At 70.9% G+C, this 17,606-nt stretch carries 11 protein-coding genes; 5 read left to right on the forward strand and 6 right to left on the reverse strand.

Annotated elements, in window-relative coordinates; all coding sequences use genetic code 11:
• Window positions 1–79: 79 nt before the first annotated feature.
• Both D3869_RS04140 and D3869_RS04145 read right to left on the reverse strand, forming a co-directional pair.
• Window positions 80–2,425 carry an SH3 domain-containing protein gene (locus D3869_RS04140; protein WP_137139035.1) on the reverse strand — a complete coding sequence of 782 codons (2,346 nt, stop codon included), beginning with the start codon at window positions 2,423–2,425 and terminating at the stop codon, window positions 80–82.
• A 253-nt stretch (window positions 2,426–2,678) separates the two neighbouring features.
• Window positions 2,679–5,438: an SUMF1/EgtB/PvdO family nonheme iron enzyme gene (locus D3869_RS04145; protein ID WP_137139036.1), complete on the reverse strand. Its 2,760-nt coding sequence runs from the start codon at window positions 5,436–5,438 to the stop codon at window positions 2,679–2,681.
• Window positions 5,439–5,697: 259 nt separating this feature from the next.
• Here D3869_RS04145 and D3869_RS04150 point away from each other — a divergent pair, with 259 nt between their 5' ends.
• A complete protein-coding gene (locus D3869_RS04150; RefSeq protein ID WP_094306360.1) occupies window positions 5,698–5,958 on the forward strand; it encodes a DUF3126 family protein in 261 nt (86 codons plus the stop codon).
• 67 nt (window positions 5,959–6,025) lie between these two features.
• Here D3869_RS04150 and D3869_RS04155 read toward each other — a convergent pair whose 3' ends face one another.
• Window positions 6,026–6,637 carry a hypothetical protein gene (locus D3869_RS04155; RefSeq protein ID WP_137139037.1) on the reverse strand — a complete coding sequence of 204 codons (612 nt, stop codon included), beginning with the start codon at window positions 6,635–6,637 and terminating at the stop codon, window positions 6,026–6,028.
• Window positions 6,638–6,961: 324 nt separating this feature from the next.
• Window positions 6,962–7,381 (reverse strand): cupin domain-containing protein, encoded by a 420-nt coding sequence (locus D3869_RS04160; RefSeq protein WP_137139038.1) that lies wholly within the window; start codon window positions 7,379–7,381, stop codon window positions 6,962–6,964.
• 174 nt (window positions 7,382–7,555) lie between these two features.
• Here D3869_RS04160 and D3869_RS04165 point away from each other — a divergent pair, with 174 nt between their 5' ends.
• Genes D3869_RS04165 through D3869_RS04180 form a run of 4 tightly spaced genes read left to right on the forward strand, consistent with a single transcriptional unit; the run spans window position 7,556 to window position 15,678 of the window.
• The gene (locus D3869_RS04165) at window positions 7,556–13,021 is read left to right on the forward strand and encodes an AMP-binding protein (protein ID WP_137139039.1); all 5,466 of its coding nucleotides are present in this window, start codon (window positions 7,556–7,558) and stop codon (window positions 13,019–13,021) included.
• Window positions 13,018–13,791, forward strand: coding sequence for an ABC transporter ATP-binding protein (locus D3869_RS04170; protein ID WP_137139040.1), 774 nt, complete (start codon window positions 13,018–13,020; stop codon window positions 13,789–13,791). Before D3869_RS04165 ends, D3869_RS04170 begins: the two co-directional genes overlap by 4 nt.
• Window positions 13,784–14,623: an ABC transporter permease gene (locus D3869_RS04175; RefSeq protein ID WP_247895712.1), complete on the forward strand. Its 840-nt coding sequence runs from the start codon at window positions 13,784–13,786 to the stop codon at window positions 14,621–14,623. The genes D3869_RS04170 and D3869_RS04175 overlap by 8 nt, the downstream gene beginning before the upstream one ends.
• 32 nt (window positions 14,624–14,655) lie before the next feature.
• Entirely contained in the window at window positions 14,656–15,678 is a 1,023-nt protein-coding gene (locus D3869_RS04180; protein ID WP_137139041.1) for an ABC transporter substrate-binding protein, read from the forward strand.
• Window positions 15,679–15,687: 9 nt separating this feature from the next.
• Here the strand turns inward: D3869_RS04180 and D3869_RS04185 are convergent, their stop codons facing one another.
• Window positions 15,688–15,996 carry a peptidoglycan-binding domain-containing protein gene (locus tag D3869_RS04185; protein ID WP_137139042.1) on the reverse strand — a complete coding sequence of 103 codons (309 nt, stop codon included), beginning with the start codon at window positions 15,994–15,996 and terminating at the stop codon, window positions 15,688–15,690.
• Between the two features lie 208 nt (window positions 15,997–16,204).
• Window positions 16,205–17,327 (reverse strand): peptide chain release factor 2 gene (prfB, locus tag D3869_RS04190; RefSeq protein WP_137139043.1). Its coding sequence is split into 2 segments (ribosomal slippage): window positions 16,205–17,257 and window positions 17,259–17,327, totalling 1,122 coding nucleotides; the frame shifts between segments, so codons are not numbered across the junction.
• Window positions 17,328–17,606 lie beyond the last annotated feature (279 nt).

Raw genomic sequence — 17,606 nt, forward strand, 5'->3', positions numbered from 1 at the left:
GCCTTCCCTCTCCCGACAGGCTCGTTGCCTGTGAAGTCCCCTCTCCCCTCTGGGGAGAGGGCTGTAAGTCCAAGGGAATTCAACGGCTCAGCAGGGTCGCGCCGCGCCAGATGCCGGGCTGCATCGCGCCGGCGGCGTCGATGGCCGCGCCCGGACCGTCCTGGATGCCGCCGCGGAACTGCCCGACATGGCGGGTGCCGCCGCGCATCGACAGTTCGCCCGGCCCCGCCGGAAGCCGGTCCACCACCACGCCGTTGAACCGCTCGCCGTTGGTGAAGGCCAGTTCGCCATGGCCGTCCACGCGGCCCTGGCGAACCTCGCCGGCGTAGGAATCGCCGTTGGCGAAGCGGTAGACGCCCGGCCCGTTCGGCACGGCGTTCACGAAGGTCCCCTCGAAGCGGTCGCCGGACGGGAAACCCAGAACGCCGTAGCCGGACATCTGGTCGTCCTTCCATTCGCCCTCATAGACCTGCCCGTTGGCGAAGCGGTAGACGCCGACGCCGTTGCGGCTGATCGTGCCCTGAAGGGAGAAGTTGCCCAACCCGCGGTTCCACGCACCCTCATAGACGTCGCCGTTGGGGAAGCGGTGCACCCCGTAGCCCGACTCCCCGCCGCGGGCCTGACCGGCGGCGCGGCGGGCGGCGGCCTGGGCCTCGCGCGCCTTCGCCTCCGCCCCGCGTCCGGCGGTGGCGGAGCGGGACGCGCGGGCGGCGGCGTTGCGGCCCGCCTGCACGGCGTCGCGGTAGGGTTCGGCCAGCCCGGCAAGGGCCGGGTCCGTGCCGGTCGTCGAGCGCCCCGCCATGCTTTCCCCGCCACCCTCGGGGCCGCCGCTCTGGGGAAGGGCGGCCAGCCGCGTCGGGCCGGTCGTGCCGGACAGCGCGCCAGCCACCGGATCGACGTCGTTGCGGACCACCGTGGGTGGCGGGTAGGCGCTGGGAGCCGCGCCGCCCGCCGCACCGCCCATGGACACCGCCTCGCCCGACCGGCCGGCCAGAGTCCCGGTGGTGACGTAGCCCTCCTGCCCCGACGAGTCCCGCACCAGCACCCAGCCGGAGTCGGGGGCGGCCTGGAGCAGCGTCACCCGCTGCCCCTGCTCCAGATCGCGCAGGCTGCGGGCGCCCAGCACAGGGCGGGCGAACAGGTTGGCGTCGCGCGCCACCGTGTAGACGCCGGGCGTCAGCGCGGCCGCCTGGGATTGCGGCGGCTGCTGGGTTTGCTGGAGCTGGGTCGGCGGCTGGGCGGAGGCCACCGGCACCTCCTCCGGCTTGGCGAGGTTGCTGGCGAAGGCGAAGCCGGTCTTGCCGTCCTGCTCGACGCGCAGCCAGCCGCCGTTGCGCCGGGTCCGCCCGGTGACCATCACCTCGCTGTCGTGGCGCAGCGTGCCGACGACCGCCGCCTTGGTGTCGGGACCGGCGCGCAGGTTGGTGTCGCGCGTCACCACCCGCTTCTCGTTCAGCGGGTCCACCTCCACCTCGGCGACCGCCGGGGCAGCGGGCTTTTCCTCCGCCTTCTGCGGCAGCGGCTTGGGTTCGATTGGCCTGGGTTCAATTGGCTTGGGCTCGGCCGGCTTCGCTTCGGGGGCCGCCGCTACGGCGGGCGGCGCCTCCTCCGTCCGGGCAACGACCGGCGCGCGCGGGCCGGGCACCAGCACGAGATCCGTGCCCAACCGGTCCTGGAGCCAGGGGTGCTGCGTCCCGCGGGTGCGTCCCACGACGCTGCGGGCGACCTCGGCCAGCGCGTCGCGCAGCGGCACGCCCGGCTTGACCATCTCCTGCGCCAGGGCGGTGGAGAAGGCGTCCGCCCCCTTCCCGGCCGCCGTCGCGGGCGGCGTGCCGGGCCGGTGCGAGTAGACGACGAACAGGTTGTCGAGCGCCGCCGGGGCGGCCAGCGCCGGCTTGACGGACCGCCCCTCCTCGCCCATCGCCGAGGCCAGCCGGTCGGCCAGCGGGTGGGCGGGCACCGGGTCGAACACGGCGACGGCCTTGCGCCCGCTGCGCTGGATCTCCTTCAGCGCGTAGTCCAGCTCGACGGTGTCGAAGATCACGTCGTATTCGGAGCCGGGCTTGGCGTCCACCGGCACCAGGAAGCCCTTGGCCGACAGGCTCAGCGCCACGCCGGAGTAGTAGAGGAAGCCCAGCTCGGCCTGCCCCAGCGCATCCTGGAACCGGCTCAGCGCCGCGACCATGCCGCGGTGGTCGAGGTTCTCGGCGGCGGTGACGGTGAAGCCGGCGCGGCGCAGCGCGTCGGCGACGACCGCGGCGTTGGCGCCCACCCCGGCGGCCGGGCCGCCCTCCTCGTACTGCGCGTTGCCGATCACCAGCGCGACGCGCTTGTCGTCGGCGAACGCCTGGGGGGCGAAGGCGGTGTTCGCCGTCACCAGGACCAGCGCAACAGTCCAAACGGCGCTCCGGGGCCAGCGCAACACGTCGATACCCTCCACCTGAATCTTTCTTTGACCACCCCTTTAGGGAGTCCCGGGCCGCGGCGGCTGTAACGAATTTGGTCGAAGCCGCCGCCGGCCTCTCATCATCGGGCCGTCCGGACCGCAGCCGGTTTGCGGATCGCCAAGCCTTGAACGGCCAAGTCTAGCGCATTGGCCCAACACCGATTTCTGCAATTTCGGGGGCGCCGCGGTCCCATCCGCAGACGGTGCGTCCCACCAACGAACGCGGGCGGAGTCAGTTCAGGTCGCGGGCCACCCGCAACCCGTCGGCGAAATAGCGTACGTCGGCGTCGTAGCCGATGCGGGCGGTGACGGCGATGGCGTCCTGCCCGTCGCGCCAGGAGCCGCCGCGCAGCACCCGCTTGCGGCAATCGCCCTCCGTCCAGGCGCTGCCGTCCGTCGGGGCGCCCTTGTAGCCGGGGTTCCAGCAGTCGGCGACCCACTCCGCCACACCGCCGCTGGTGTCGTAGAGGCCGAAGGCGTTGGGCTGGAAGCTGCCGACCGGCGCCGGCAGGGAGCGGTCGGCGGCCCCGCCGCAGTCGCGGCAGTTGGCCAGCCGCGCCCCCGGCGTCAGGCTGTCCCCCCAGGCGAAGCGCGCCGCGCTGCCGCCGCGCGCCGCATACTCCCACTCGGCCTCGCTCGGCAGCCGGTAGCGCTGGCCGGTCTTGCGGCTGAGCCACTCGGTGTAGGCCTGCGCGTCCTCCATATGGATGTTGTGGACCGGCGTGTCGTCGGAGGGGTTGCGCATCCGCGGCATGGCGGCGCAACCGCCGCCCTCCACGCAGGCCCGCCAGTTGGCGACCGTCACCTCATAGACCCCGATGGCGAAGGGCCGGGCGAAGGTGACGCGGCGGGGCGGGCGCTGGCTGGGGTCGCCGCGATCGCTGCCCATGACGAAGCTGCCGGCGGGGATGCGCATCATCGGCGGACAGTCCGGGCAATCCTGGAAGCTGCTGCCGTTGCCCTGCGCCCGCCCCTGCGATCCTCCCGGCTGAACCGGTGCTGCGAGCGCCAGCCGCTGGCGGTCCTCCGGGCCGGCGGGACGCAGCGCGGGGCCGCGGACGAAGCCCTGCACGCCGCCCTGGGTGCCGTCATCCATGGCCACCCGGTACCAGTCGGCGTCGGCCACCCGCCCCAGCACCCGCACCGCGCCGTCCTTGGCGAGGGTGCCGACCCGCTCCGACCGTGCGTCCGGCCCGGCGCGCAACTCCGCGTCGGCGACGGCGACGTACATCCCCTCCCCGGCGGTGTCGAGCTGAAGTTCCGGAGGCGGGGACGCCTTGCCGCCGGGCGCTCCATTCCCTGCCCCATTGCCCGCCCCATTCCCCGATGACCCGCTGCTCCCCGCCCCGCCCGGCGAGGGAACCGCCGCGACCTTGGCCGATTCGGCGCGCAGCCGGTTCAGCCGGTCCCGCGCCGGGGCGGCGAAGGGGCCGGTGCCGAACAGCCGCAGGAAGGCGTCCAGCGCGTCGGCGTCACGGCTGTCGCGCACGCGGCGCCACAGCGACTCCTCCAGGTCGGCCTGCGGCGGGGCGGCGCCGGCCTCCTCGACCTCCAGCAGCGCGCTCATCGTCGTGCGCCCGCCGCGCCCGTCCTCGACCAGCACGCTGAACACCCCGGCGCGGCCCGCCGGCGCCCGTTCCGGGTCGAAGGTCAGGGCGGTCAGCCGCTCCGGCGCAAGCTTGTCGCCGGGCTTCAGCGGGGTGGTGCCGTCGTGAACCTTGCCGCGCTCCGGCACGGCGCTGACGGTGAAGGTCAGCGGGTCGCCGTCCGGGTCGGTCGGCACCTCCAGCCGCAGGCTGTTGACCACGGCGCGCACGCTGCGCTCGGCGACGGCGACCGGCGGCCGGTTGCTCGGCTTGATGAGGATCGGCACGGCGCCCCGCGCCACCCCGCCGCGCCCGTCCATCACCGCGAACTCGAAACTGCCGGCGTCGCCCAGATGGGTGGCGTCGGCCCGGAAGGTCGCGGCGGTGAGCTGGTCGAGCGTCAGATAATCGCCGATCAGCACCACCCGGTCGCCGATGCGCACCCCGCCGCCGCGCGGCAGGCCGGTCACCTGGGCGAAGAGCTGGTCGTTGTCGGGGTCGCTTGGCCGCGCGATGCCCAGCCCCTCCGTCCCGCCGCGGTCGAACACCTCCAGCGTCTTGAAGGCGGCGAGCTGCGGCGGCCGGTTCTCCGGCAGCGGGTTGAAGTAGAAGGGGGCGGCCCCCAGCGAACCGTAGAGGAAGGGCTCCTGCCGGCCCTGGGTGACCTGCATGACGTCGTCGCGCACGCGGCGGAAGAACAGGCTCAGCTCCAGCCCCGGCACGTCGAAATTCTTCAGCAGCGACGCGGTGTAGGGGCTGTGGTCGCCCTGCCCGTCCTCGGCCACCGCGTCGGCGCGGGTCGCCATGGCGACCAGCGTGTCGGTCGGCGTGTCGTCGACGCGGGCGAAGCCGGAATGCACCTCCGTCCGCTTGGTGCCGGACCGCACCAGCCGGTCGGCGAAGGGGTTGTTGCGGCAGGCGTCCAGGATCAGGATGCCCAGCTTGCGCGCCTGGGCCAGCTCGCCCATCGGCAGGTTCAGGGGCAGCGCCTCGTAGACCAGATCGCGCTCGCGCTCCAGCCGGGCATCGGCGGGGATCAGGAAGTTGGTGCCGCCCACCTGCATGCCGTGGCCGGCGAAATAGAGCAGCGCCACGTCGGCCTGCGCCGCTTGGATGCCGAAACCGCGCAGCGCCTCGGCCATGCCGCGGTTGTCGAGGTCGTAGCGCTCCTCCACCGCGAAGCCGAGCTTGCGCAGGGCCGCCGACATGGCGCGGGCGTCGTTGCGCGGGTTGGGCAGCTCGGTGGCGTGGCGGTAGGCGCCGACGCCGATGACGAGCGCGATGCGCTGCTCCGGCGCGGTGGCCGCCAAAGCGGGCGACACCCACGCCGCCACGGCCAGCAGAAGGCCGGCGGACAGGACCAGGAGGATGCGGCACGAGACGAAACGGTGAAGGAGCGAAGCCATGGTCACCCCATGCCATGGTCACCGGACGGCGGAGCGAGGGCGCCCCATTGTCCATACCGTCCAGTATTTGGCCGCGCCCCCCGGAACAAGAGGACAAAACCGGCTAAGAGCCTCCCCCAGGCGTGGGGATGGCCACCCGCAAGAAAGGCGGGACGCCCGGCGGGCGGGACCGGCGAATGCGCGATCCGGGGCGAGGTTGTGCTTTCCCTTTGCCCGAAAGGTTTCTATATGACCCCTTCGACAACACAGGGATCATGCCATGCCGCCCGCCAAGCCGACGGTCGCCAAGATGACCGAAACCGAAATCGCCCGTGTGCAGACCTATCTGCGCAAGACTCTCGGCAACGACAAGATCATCATCCAGCCGCCCGAGAAGGCCGGCCAGTCCGCAGAAGTCATGCTGGGCGACGAGTTCGTCGGCACCCTGCACCGCGATGTGGACGAGGGTGAGGTCTCCTACGCCCTGCACGTCGTCATCCTGGAAGAAGACCTGCCGGCAGCCCCGACGGCCCGTCGCTGAGTCACGCCTTTCCAGCGCGGTCCTCTCCCGCCCCGCGGCGGGAGGGGCGCTTGCGCATCGACGCCCTTCAGCTTGGCCGGCTGTGGCGGCGCAGTTCCGCGGCCAGCCCGGCCATCAGCGTCTCGCCGCCCGACAGGGTGAGGCCGCGCACCAGGATCAGCGACGGCAGATGGTTCCGGCGCAGCAGAAGCAGCCGGTAGCCGGCGCGCGGACGCCGCCCCCTTCCGGGCTTCTCCTCCTCCATGTCCACGTCACCGCCTGCCAGCGCCAGCTCGCGTTCGTGCTGCTGCGGGGTCATCGTCTGGATGCGCGCCACGAACAGCGGCCGCTTGCCCTGCGGCGGGTAGAGAGCCACGCCGCGGATGGTGTTGTGCGGGATGAGCTGCCCGTGGGCGGTCAGCCCCTCCGGCGCCACGACCAGCCGGACGGCGCTGCGCCTCGCGGCCCGCAGCAGCGTGATCACCCACATCAGCAGAAGCGGGATCGCGCACAGCATGCCCAGCCAGCGCAGCATCGAGGCCGCCGGCTCCAGCGTCAGCTCGGCGACCACGACGAAGCCGGCCAGCAGGATCGCCGCGTAGAGCAGATGGGCGAAGCGCTGGGGCGGCACGCTGGAGGGCGACGCCTCGAACACCGCCGCCTGCCCCGTATCCTCGCGGGAGATCTCGACCTCGGGCATCCCGTCCGCATCCTCGTCGCTGCGCCACCGCACACCGCCCTAATACCTCCGGCGCGCGCAACTTGCCAGCGGGGCGGCGTCCGGCATTCCAGGCACCTGTCCGGACATCCGGACAGCCACAGCGCGGGGCGGCTGCGCAAAAGCACGGAAAACCGCCGCTCGGCGCCCCTGCCAAGCGCTGGCATGGGCATTGCTTTCCTTTGCAACGAAGCGTCCCGTGGCCGCGTCGTTCCCTGTGGCCATGGCGGCGATTCCTCCAAAGCATCTGGCCGGCCGCACCGTCGTTTTTCGCGACGGATGCGACCGGCACTTTTTTGGCGGACGTCAGGTCCCGGCGGGCGGCTCGGCCCCTTCGGTCGGGAAGTCGGCGGGAAGCGTGATCTCCAGCATCTCCAGATCGTCGGAATGCGCGATCTCCACATGCCGGATGCCCGGCGGCTGGTGCACGCAGGAACCGGCCTGCAACAGCACCTCCCCCACGCCCTCATACGCGAACTTCACCCAGCCCTTCAGCACATAGACCATCTGGAAATCCAGCGCGTGCCGGTGCCAGCCGCCGTGCGACGGCTCGCCGGGGCGGGCGCGGATGACGTGGGCGTTCGCCTTACCCGCCGTGGCGGCGCGGATGCCCAGGTCGCGGTATTCGAAGAAAGGCCGCAGCCCGTCGCGCGTGAAGTCCGCCGGATCGGCGTGGCTGACCGCGAAGGTCACCGAATCGTTCGCAGGCGCGTCGTTTTTGGACATGCCGTTTCCTCCCATGCTCATTGATTGCTCCGAGTATGACCGAAAGCCGCGTATACGGCATACCCCCGCCGCGCACGGCGCCATTGCGGCGGATGCAGGGCGCCGCGCTATAGTGATGCCCGCCGCGCACAAGACGTGGCCGCCAAGGAAGAAATGCCTGATCGGGAGGAAAGCATGGACCACGCCGTCGCGGAGTCCGCCGGACAGCCGCCGCTGCCGCAGGACGTTGCCGTCAACCCCATCCGCTCCGCCGCGGACTGGCAGAGCCAGCGCGCCGCCTGCGCCGCCGATCCCGGCGCCTTCCACGGCGCCATCGCCGCACAGACGATCCACTGGTTCGACGGCGCAAACTGGCTGATGCGCGGGGCGGACGGCGTGTGGCGCGGCTGGAACGCGGCAACGGGCGAGGCTGCGGAGCGGGCGGACTGGACGCCCTGGACCCAGGCCTTCGACGGGTCGGAGGCGCCCTTCTACCGCTGGTTCGCGGGCGGACTGACCAACGCCGCCTTCAACGAGGTGGACCGCCACGTCCTGTCCGGCCATGGGTCGGAGACCGCCTACTGGTACGAGGGCGACCGCTGGGACGCCGCCGCCAACGGCGGGCGCGGAGGCCCGGTCCATCACGTCACGCTGACCCGGCGCGAACTGCTGATCCGCTCGGCGCTCGCCGCTCTGGCGCTGCGTGGGCTGGGCCTGCGTCAGGGCGACCGCATCGCGCTGAACATGCCCAACATCCTCGACCAGATCGTCTGGACGGAGGGGGCGAAGCGCCTCGGCGTCATCTACACAGCCGTCTTCGGCGGCTTCTCCGACAAGACGCTGTCCGACCGCATCGAGAACGCCGGCGCCCGCGTCGTCATCACCGCCGACGGCGCCAGCCGCAACGCCGAGATGGCCCCCTTCAAGGAGGCCTACAGCGACCCGGCGCTCGACCGCTTCGTCGCCTTGCCCACGGCGCTGCGCATCACCGAGGAGGTCCTGCGCGCCAAGCTGGGCGACACCGCCCTGATGGAGCCGGTGCGCCGCGGGCTGGAGGGTGAGATCACCGTCGCCCCCGCCGACGTGATGCGGGAGCTGGGCCGGGCGCTGGACCGCGCCGGGACGCTCGACGCCGCCACCGTGGCCGACCTGCGCGCCAGCGTCGCCGAGGCGCTGACCGCCGCCCCGCCGCGGGTCGAGGCGGTGATCGTCGTCCGCCACGCCGGGCTTCCCGACATTCCCTGGACCGAGGGCCGCGATGTCTGGGCGCACGAACTGCTGGCAAAGGCCGAGGCGGAGCTGTGCGCCGCCGCTGGCCTGCCGGATACCGGTCTTCCGGGCATGGACGCGCTGCGCGCGCTGGACGACCGGGCGCTCTACGCCGCCGTGGCGAAGGCCGTTCCCTGCGTCCCGGTGGATGCCGAGTATCCGCTGTTCATCATCTACACCTCCGGCTCAACCGGGAAGCCGAAGGGCGTGGTGCATGTCCATGGCGGCTACGTCGCCGGCCTCGCCCACACCATGAAGGTCAGCTTCGACGCCCTGCCGGGCCGCGACGCGATCTACGTCGTCGCCGATCCCGGCTGGATCACCGGACAGAGCTACCTCATCACCGCCAGCCTCGCCGCCCGCATCCCCGGCATCGTGACGGAGGGGGCGCCGGTCTTCCCCAACGCCGGGCGCTTCGCCTCGATCATCGAGCGGCACAAAGTCACCATCTTCAAGGCGGGCGTGACCTTCCTGAAGACGGTCATGACCCACCCGGAGAACCGCGCCGACGTCGAGCGCTACGACCGCAGCAGCTTGCGCGTCGCGACCTTCTGCGCGGAGCCGACCAGCCCCGCCGTCCAGGCCTTCGGCATGGCGGTGATGACGCCGCAATACATCAACAGCTATTGGGCGACCGAGCATGGCGGCATCGTCTGGACCCACCCCTACGGCAACCCCGACCAACCGCTGCGCGCCGACGCCCACACCTACCCGCTGCCCTGGGTTCTCGGCGACGTCTGGGTTCCCGAGAGCGAGCCGGACGCCGCCGGACGCGTCGCCTTCCGCTCCGCCGAGCCTGAGGAGAAGGGCGAGATCGTCGTCACCGCCCCCTACCCCTACCTGACCCGCACCATCTGGGGCGACGCGGAGAATGTCGGTAAACCAGGCTGGAAGGGCGATTTCGACCGTTTCGTGACGACCTATTTCGGGCGCTTCCGCGATGCGGACGGCAAGCCGGTCTGGGCCTACCTGCAAGGCGACTTCGCGCGCAAGTACGAGGACGGCAGCTTCAGCCTGCACGGCCGGTCCGACGACGTGATCAACGTGTCCGGCCACCGCATGGGGACGGAGGAGATCGAGGGCGCGATCCTGCGCGACAAACAGATCAACCCCGACAGCCCGGTCGGCAACGTCATCGTGGTCGGCGCCCCCCACCGCGAGAAGGGCCTGACCCCGGTCGCCTTCGTCCTGCCCGCCAAGGGCCGCGACCTGACGGCGGACGACGAGCGCCGGCTGAAGGATCTGGTGCGGCAGGAGAAGGGTGCGGTCGCGGTCCCCTCCGACATCCTCGCCGTCCCGGCCTTTCCCGAGACGCGCTCCGGCAAGTACATGCGCCGCTTCCTGACGGCGATGATGAACGGGGAGCCGCTGGGCGATACCTCCACCCTGCGCAACCCGGAATGCCTGTCCGACCTGGAGGCGCGTATCGCCGCCTGGACGCGCGGCCAGCAGCGGGCGGAGGAACAGACCCTCATCGAGCGGCAGCGCTTCCTGTCCGTCCAGTACGACCGGCTGGCCGACGGCGTGCGCCTGGCGACCGTCACCATCGACAACCCGCCGGTCAACGCCCTGTCCGACCGCCTGCTCGACGAGCTGGACACGCTGGTCGCCCATCTTGCCCGGCGGAGCGACGTGCGCGCCGTGGTGATCACCGGCACGGGGCGCAACTTCGTGGCCGGCGCCGACATCCGCCAGCTTCTCGACGAGGTGCGGGACGAGGGCGAGGCCCGCGCCCTGCCCGCCAAGGCCCACGCCGTCTTCCGCGCCATCGCGGCGCTGGACAAGCCGGTGTTCGCGGCGATCCGCGGCGTGGCGCTCGGCGGCGGCTGCGAGCTGGCGATGGCTTGCCATGTCCGGGTGGCCGACCCGCGCGCCCGGCTGGGTCAGCCGGAGATCAACCTGTTCCTGCCGCCCGGCTATGGCGGGACGCAGCGCTTGCCGCGCCTGCTGCTGCGCAAGGACCCGGAGCATGGGTATGAACGCGCGCTGGAGATCCTGCTGTCCGGGCGCCAGATCGACGCGGAAACGGCGCTGGAGTATGGCTTGGTGGATGTGGTGGCGCGCGGGGCGGACGACGCGCTGACGCTGGCGAAGGCGATGGCGAGGGAGGCGGCGCTTGCCCCCACGAACACCCATGCCCCCACGAACACCCATGCCCCCACCCTAACCCTCCCCCGCTGCGCAGGGGAGGGAACTCCGCCGCCCGCCGACAAAACCCTCCCCTGCGCAGCGGGGGAGGGAGGGGCCCGCGAAGCGGGAGGGTGGGGGCAATACTCCGCCAAAACCGCCCGCCTCCTTCGCCAAGCCCACAGCGTCGGCCGTGGCCCCGTCGCCGACACCATCGTCCAGCTCGTCGACACCGGCCTGCGCGACGGCTTCGACGCCGGCTCATCCGCCGAAATCGCCGCCTTCGCCCGCTTCCTCCTGGACTCCGACAACGGCGCCAAGAAGGGCATCGCCCTGTTCCTGGAGAAGAAATCGCCGCCCCTGCCCGCCCGGCCGCGGCGCGACAGCCGCGACGGCGTGATGCCCATCGGCAGCCCCTTCATCCCCGGCGCCACCCCCCTGCCGCGCTGGCAGATCGCCCAGGCCGTCGTCCGCGACCTGGAGACGGGAGCCGCCGCCCATGGCGACCCGGCGCAGGCCGAGACGGAAGTCGTCATCCCCGTCCCCGAGCCCGGGCCCAACCAGGCGCTCGTCTACATCCTCGTCTCCGAGGTCAACTACAACGACGTCTGGGCGCTGACCGGCATCCCCATTTCCCTGTTCGACGAGCATGACGAGGACGTGCACGTCACCGGCTCCGGCGGCGTCGGCATGGTCGTGCGGATGGGCGAGGCGTTGCAGGCCCAGGGGCGGCTGGCGGTCGGCGATCTGGTCGCCGTCTATTCCGGCGTCTCCGACCTGCTGGACCCGGAGGCCGGGGCCGACCCGATGTTCACTGACTTCCACATCCAGGGTTACCAGTCGCCGGACGGCAGCCACCAGCAATTCATGCTGGCCGATGGGCCGCAGCTCTTCCCGCTGCCGCCCGGCCTCGCGCTGGAGGAGGCGGGCAGCTACATGCTCGCCGCCGGCACCGGCTACCGCGCGCTGTTCACGGCGCTCGACGTGCAGCCGGGCAAGCGCCTGCTGGTCGAGGGTGCTGCGGGCGGTACCGGCGCCTGGACGGTGGAGCTGGCGCTGGCCCGGCGCATGAAGGTGACCGGCATGGTGTCGTCGGAACGCCGCGCCGCCGCGATCCGCGCCCGTGGGGCGGAGGCGGTGGACCGCTCCATCGCCGAGGCCGCCTTCACCCGCATCCCCGCCGACCCGGCGCAGTGGGCAGCGTGGGAGAGCGCGGGCCAGCCCTACATCGACGCGCTGCGCGCCGCCAATGGTGGTCAGCTCGTCGACTACGCGGTCAGCCACGCCGGCGAAACGACCTTCCCGCGCACCTTCCAATCGTTGGCGGACGGCGGCGGGCTGACCTTCTTCGGCGCCTCCAGCGGCTACCACATGACCTTCCTCGGCAAGCCCGGCGCCGCCGAGCCCGCCGAGATGCTGCGCCGCGCCCGCCTGCGGCCCGGCGAGGCAGTTTTGGTCTTCTACGGCGCCGGGGCGATGGGGCTGCGCGACGACATGGCGCTGTCGGCCATCGAGGCGGCCCGCGAGTCCGGCGCCCGCGTCTGCGTCGTCACCGACCGCGATTCCGAACGCGACTTCGTGCTGTCGCTGGGCTACGGCGAGGCGCTGGCCGGCGCCGTGTCGCTGGCCGAGATCACGCGCCGCGTCCCGCATTTCGATTGGCCCGACACCATGCCGGACCTGCCCGACCCGCAGCGCGAGACCGCCGCCTTCAAGGAGGCCGTGCGGCTGTTCACCGAGGACACCTTCAAGCCGCTGGGACAGGCGGTGGGCCGCATCCTGCGCGCCGCCGACAACCCGCGCGGCATGCCGGACGTGGTGGTGGAGCGGGCGCGGCGCGACACGCTGGCCGTCTCGACTATGCTCGTGAAGCCGCACACGGGGCGCGTGGTCTATTGCGGCGATATGGCCCCCAATGGAAATGGTCGTCGCTACAGCTTCTACGCGCCGCAGGTGTGGATGCGGCAGCGCCGCATCCTGATGCCATCCGCGACCATCGTCGGTACGCATCTTTCGAACGCTGCGGAAATCGCAGGGCTGAACCGCGTCATTGCGTCGGGGGCGGTCCGTGTGCCAACGACATACCTCGGGAACTGGGACGAGCTGCCCACGCTCCATCAGGCCATGTGGGAGAACCGCCTGCCGGAAGCGACCGGCGGCGCCGCCAAGGCCGTCGTGAACCACGCGCTGCCGGAAGCGGGCCTGACCTCGCGCGACGAACTGCTGATCGCCTGGGCGGGGTCGGCAACAGGAAAGGGACAATGAGGCTTATCATCAAGGACCTGTGCCACCGCTACGACGACCTCGTCGTGCTGGACGGCATCGACCTGACGGTGCAGGAGGGCGAGGTTCTGGCCGTCATCGGCCCGTCGGGCTGCGGCAAGTCCACCCTGCTCGGCATCGCCGGCGGCATCGTGGCACCCACCTCCGGCACCATCGCGGTGGCGGGCGAGGTGCCGGACGGCTGCCTGAACCCGATCACCTTCATCTTCCAGGACTTCGCCCTGCTGCCCTGGCGCAGCGTCGAGGACAACCTGTCGCTCGTCCTCGAACACCACCCGCTGTCGGCGGCGGATCGGCGGGAGCGCATCGAGTCCGGCCTGCGCCGCATGGGGCTGTGGGACTTCCGCAAGGCGCTGCCCAAGCAGCTGTCGGGCGGCATGCGCCAGCGTGTCGGCATCGCCCGCGCGCTGGCCGTGCGCCCGGCCATGCTGCTGCTGGACGAGCCGCTGTCGGCGCTCGACGCCCAGACGCGCGAGCTGCTGATGGAGGATTTCCTGTCGCTCTGGCAGCGCGAGCGGACGACCGCCCTCTACGTCACCCACAATCTGGACGAGGCGCTGCGGCTCGCCGACCGGGTCGTCGTGCTCAGCCGCCGTCCGGGCCGCCTGCGCGAGATCGTGACCATCGAGGAGCCGCGCGACCAGCGGCTTGAGCCCTCCGCCCAGGCGCATCTGGCGGAAGTGCGCGACCGGCTGTGGCACCTGATCCGGGCCGAGGCCCAACTGGCCGACCGGGAGATCGCCGATGCCTGATACCCCTTTGACCAGCACCAGCCTCCCGATGACCGAACGTTCCGCCGTGCCGGCGCAACCCGTCCGCTTCCGCGGCGGCGGCTTCACGGTGAAGGGGCACCGCTGGGCGGCGCTGCTCGCCTTCGTGGTCCTGATCGCGGTGTGGGAGTCCACCAACCGCTTCGGCCTCGTCAGCGAGTTGTTCCTGCCGCCGCCGAGCGCGGTCGCCTCGGCGCTCGCCGCCATGGCGCAGGACGGATCGCTGTGGCAGCACCTGAAGGCGTCGCTGATGCGCATCGGCGTCGGCTGGGTCATGGGCACGGTGGCCGGCATGGCCGTGGGCTTCGCCATGGGCATCGGCTCGGTGGCGCGGGCGGTCGGCGTGCCGCTGGTCTCGGCCTTCTTCCCGATCCCGAAGATCGCCCTGCTGCCGCTGTTCATCCTGTGGTTCGGCATCGGCGAGCCGTCGAAGTTCGCCACCATCGGCTTCGGCGTCTTCTTCCCCACCGTGATCGCCACCTACAGCGCCATCGATTCGGTGCCGCGCAACCTGATCCGCATGGCGCAGAGCTTCGGCCTGCCCTGGGCGTCGATCCTGCGCAAGATCGTGCTTCCCGGCGCCCTGCCCGGCATCCTCGCCGGTTTCCGCATCACCGCCTCCATCGCGCTGATCCTGGTGGTCGCGGCGGAGATGATCGGGGCGGAATACGGCATCGGCGCCTTCGTCCTGACCGCCGGCAACCTGATGCTGACCGACCAGCTTCTGGCCGGCGTGCTGGTTCTCTCGCTGCTCGGCCTGGGCATCGGGACCGTGCTGTCCATCCTGGAACGCCGCCTGCTGAAATGGCGGTGAGAAAAATGATGATTGAAAATGGGAGACTGAGAATGACCGTCGTGCGTTGGAGCCGCCGTTTGGTTCTGGGTGCAATGGGTGCCGCGGCCCTGGCGCTGGCCGGGACGCCCGCCGCCGAGGCGCAGGGATTGGAGAAGACCTCCATCGGCGTGCTGGCGCTGGCCTCCTCCGGCCCGATCTTCATCGCCAAATCCAAGGGCTATTTCGAGAAGGAAGGGCTGGACGTCGACCTGAAGATGTTCACCTCGGCCCAGCAGGTGCCGGTGGCGGTGGCCTCGGGCGACGTGGATTTCGGCGTCACCGGCCTGACGGCGGGCTTCTACAACCTCGCGGCCAAGGGCGCCGTCACCATGATCGCGGCGCAGAGCCGCGACGAGCCGGGCTTCCAGCTCAGCGCCTATGTGGCGACCAAGGCGGCGCACGACGCCGGGCTGACCAAGCCGGCGGACCTCAAGGGCAAGCGCATCGCCATCACCACGGTCGGCTCGACCTTCCATTACATGGTCGGCCTGCTCGGCCAGAAGCACGGCTTCTCGGTCAAGGACGTGACCATGGTGGCGATGCAGGACGTGCCGAAGATGGTCGCCGCCTTCAAGGGCGGTCAGGTGGACGCGGTGATCGCCCCGGTGACGGTGGCCCGTCAGCTCGCCGCCGAAGGTTCCGGCACCATCCTGGGCTGGGTCGGCGACGAGACGCCGTGGCAGCTCGGCGCCCTCTTCACCAGCCCGAAGACCGTCGCCCAGCGCCGCCCGCTGGCCGAGAAGTTCGTCAGCGCCTATCTGACCGCTCTGGCCGAATACCACGCCGCCTTCAACGCCAAGGACGCGTCGGGCGCCATTGTGAAGGGGCCGGGCTACGACGAACTGCTGGCGATCATCGCCGAGGCGACGAAGCAGAAGCCCGAGGTGGTCGCCGCCGGCCTGCCCTACGTCGAGCCGAAGGGCAAGCTGCTGGTCGACGACGTCGTCAATCAGGTGAAGTTCTGGCAGTCCGAAGGTCAGGTGGACAAGGCGCTGGACGCCAAGTCCGTCATGGACCTGACCTTCGTAAAGTGAGGGCAGATTTTACCGCTTGCCCGGTCCGTAGATCTTCGGCTGGGAGAAATTGATGTGGTCGAGAAGCTCCTGAGTCGGACAGCCGTCCACCGGGAGCTTCGCGGCCTTCTGATAGGCGCGGATGGCGGAGCGGGTGTTGGGGCCGATCTTCCCGTCGATCACGCCGGGGCGGAAGCCCTGCTCGGTCAGGGTCTTCTGGATGCCTTCAACATAGGCGAAATACATGTCCGGCGTCATCGAGTCCGTCGGGCAGGCGGCGTAGGCCGGGGACGCGAAGGCCGTGGCGGCCAGGAAGGCGGCGAACAGGCTGCGGTTCATGGTCTCTCTCCGTTTCTTGTTGCGGAGATCAACAACGCAGAGGCCGCGTTTCTTCCCAAGGGGTAAAAATGGGCCAAGGGATAAAAATAGGGGGTGCCTTGCCCCCTCCCCGGCCCTCCCCCGCTTCGCAGGGGAGGGAGGATCAAGTCCCCTCCCCTGCGAAGCGGGGGAGGGTTAGGGTGGGGGCTAGACCTACCCCCACCCGCATTCACGCCGCAGCGTCGTCGCTCTGACCCTTCAGGCGGGAAGCCAGCGCCGCTTCCAGGAACATGTCCAGGTCGCCGTCCAGCACCGCCTGGCTCTGCGAGGTCTCCACCTCGGTCCGCAGGTCCTTCACCATCTGGTAGGGGTGCAGGACGTAGGAGCGGATCTGGTGGCCCCAGCCGATGTCGCTCTTGGTCGCTTCAAGAGCGGCGGCGGCGTCCTCGCGGATCTTCAGCTCCCGCTCATACAGGCGGGCGCGCAGCATGTCCCACGCCTTGGCGCGGTTCTTGTGCTGCGAGCGCTCCTGCTGGCAGGCCACCACGATGCCCGTGGGCAGGTGGGTGATGCGGATCGCCGAGTCCGTCTTGTTGACGTGCTGGCCGCCGGCGCCCGACGCCCGGAAGGTATCGATGCGGCAGTCCTTCTCGTTGATCTCGATGTTGATCTTGTCGTCGATCACCGGAGACACCGAGACGGCGGCGAAGCTGGTCTGGCGGCGCGCCTGGCTGTCGAACGGGCTGATGCGCACCAGACGGTGCACGCCGGCCTCGGTCTTCAGCCAGCCGTAGGCGTTGTGGCCGCTGATCTGCGCGGTGGCGGACTTGATGCCGGCCTCTTCGCCGGGGCTCTCCTCGAGCCACTGCGTCTTGTAGCCGTGCTGTTCCGCCCAGCGGAGGTACATGCGCATCAGCATGAGCGCCCAGTCCTGGGCCTCCGTGCCGCCGGCGCCGGCGTTCACCTCGATGAAGCAGTCGTTGGCGTCGGCCTCGCCCGAGAGCAGGCTCTCGATCTGGAGCTTGGCCGCGCGGTCGCGCAGCGCGTAGAGCTGGGCCTCGGCGTCGGCGACCACGGTCGCGTCGCCCTCGGCCTCGCCCATCTCGATCAGCTCCAGGCTGTCGGACAGGTCGCGCTCAAGCGCACGGTAGCCGTTCACGGAATTTTCGAGCTGGGTGCGCTCGCGCATGATGGTCTGCGCGCGGGACGGGTCGTCCCACAGCTTGGGGTCTTCGGCGTGGGCGTTCAGTTCGTCGAGACGACGCAGCGCGTTATCCCAGTCAAAGATGCCTCCTCAGCAGCGCCAGCGATTCTCTAATCTCGCCGGCGGCCGCTTCGATCTCGGCCCGCATCGCAGTGCCTCCTCGTCAGCCAGAGTTGAACCAGTGTCTTGGCCCTTATGTAGCGGGTTGGGAGCGGCGTTGCACCCTCTTATTCCACAGCCCCACCGGCTTCCGCGACGCTGGACCAGACCGGAACGGTAACCCGCCGGAGCGCCGCACCGTCACAGGGACAGCCGGGCAACCCACTCGGATGAAACCGTTTTTGCGCCGCAAAACCACTTTCGCGGCGCGAATAGGTGGTGGTTCCCCATGATAGCGTCACCGACGTTCGTGCCCGTCACCCGGCGG

Origin of the sequence: Azospirillum brasilense (genome assembly GCF_005222205.1) — a bacterium.
Classification (GTDB): Bacteria; Pseudomonadota; Alphaproteobacteria; order Azospirillales; family Azospirillaceae; genus Azospirillum; species Azospirillum brasilense_G.

Excerpts from the sequence above, each read along its gene's own strand:
- D3869_RS04160 (WP_137139038.1), bottom strand. The coding sequence starts at position 7,381 with ATGTCCAAAAACGACGCGCCTGCGAACGATTCGGTGACCTTCGCGGTC.
- D3869_RS04155 (WP_137139037.1), bottom strand. The coding sequence starts at position 6,637 with ATGCCCGAGGTCGAGATCTCCCGCGAGGATACGGGGCAGGCGGCGGTG.
- D3869_RS04185 (WP_137139042.1), bottom strand. The coding sequence starts at position 15,996 with ATGAACCGCAGCCTGTTCGCCGCCTTCCTGGCCGCCACGGCCTTCGCG.
- D3869_RS04175 (WP_247895712.1), top strand. The coding sequence starts at position 13,784 with ATGCCTGATACCCCTTTGACCAGCACCAGCCTCCCGATGACCGAACGT.
- D3869_RS04165 (WP_137139039.1), top strand. The coding sequence starts at position 7,556 with ATGGACCACGCCGTCGCGGAGTCCGCCGGACAGCCGCCGCTGCCGCAG.
- D3869_RS04150 (WP_094306360.1), top strand. The coding sequence starts at position 5,698 with ATGCCGCCCGCCAAGCCGACGGTCGCCAAGATGACCGAAACCGAAATC.
- D3869_RS04145 (WP_137139036.1), bottom strand. The coding sequence starts at position 5,438 with ATGGCTTCGCTCCTTCACCGTTTCGTCTCGTGCCGCATCCTCCTGGTC.
- D3869_RS04170 (WP_137139040.1), top strand. The coding sequence starts at position 13,018 with ATGAGGCTTATCATCAAGGACCTGTGCCACCGCTACGACGACCTCGTC.
- D3869_RS04180 (WP_137139041.1), top strand. The coding sequence starts at position 14,656 with ATGACCGTCGTGCGTTGGAGCCGCCGTTTGGTTCTGGGTGCAATGGGT.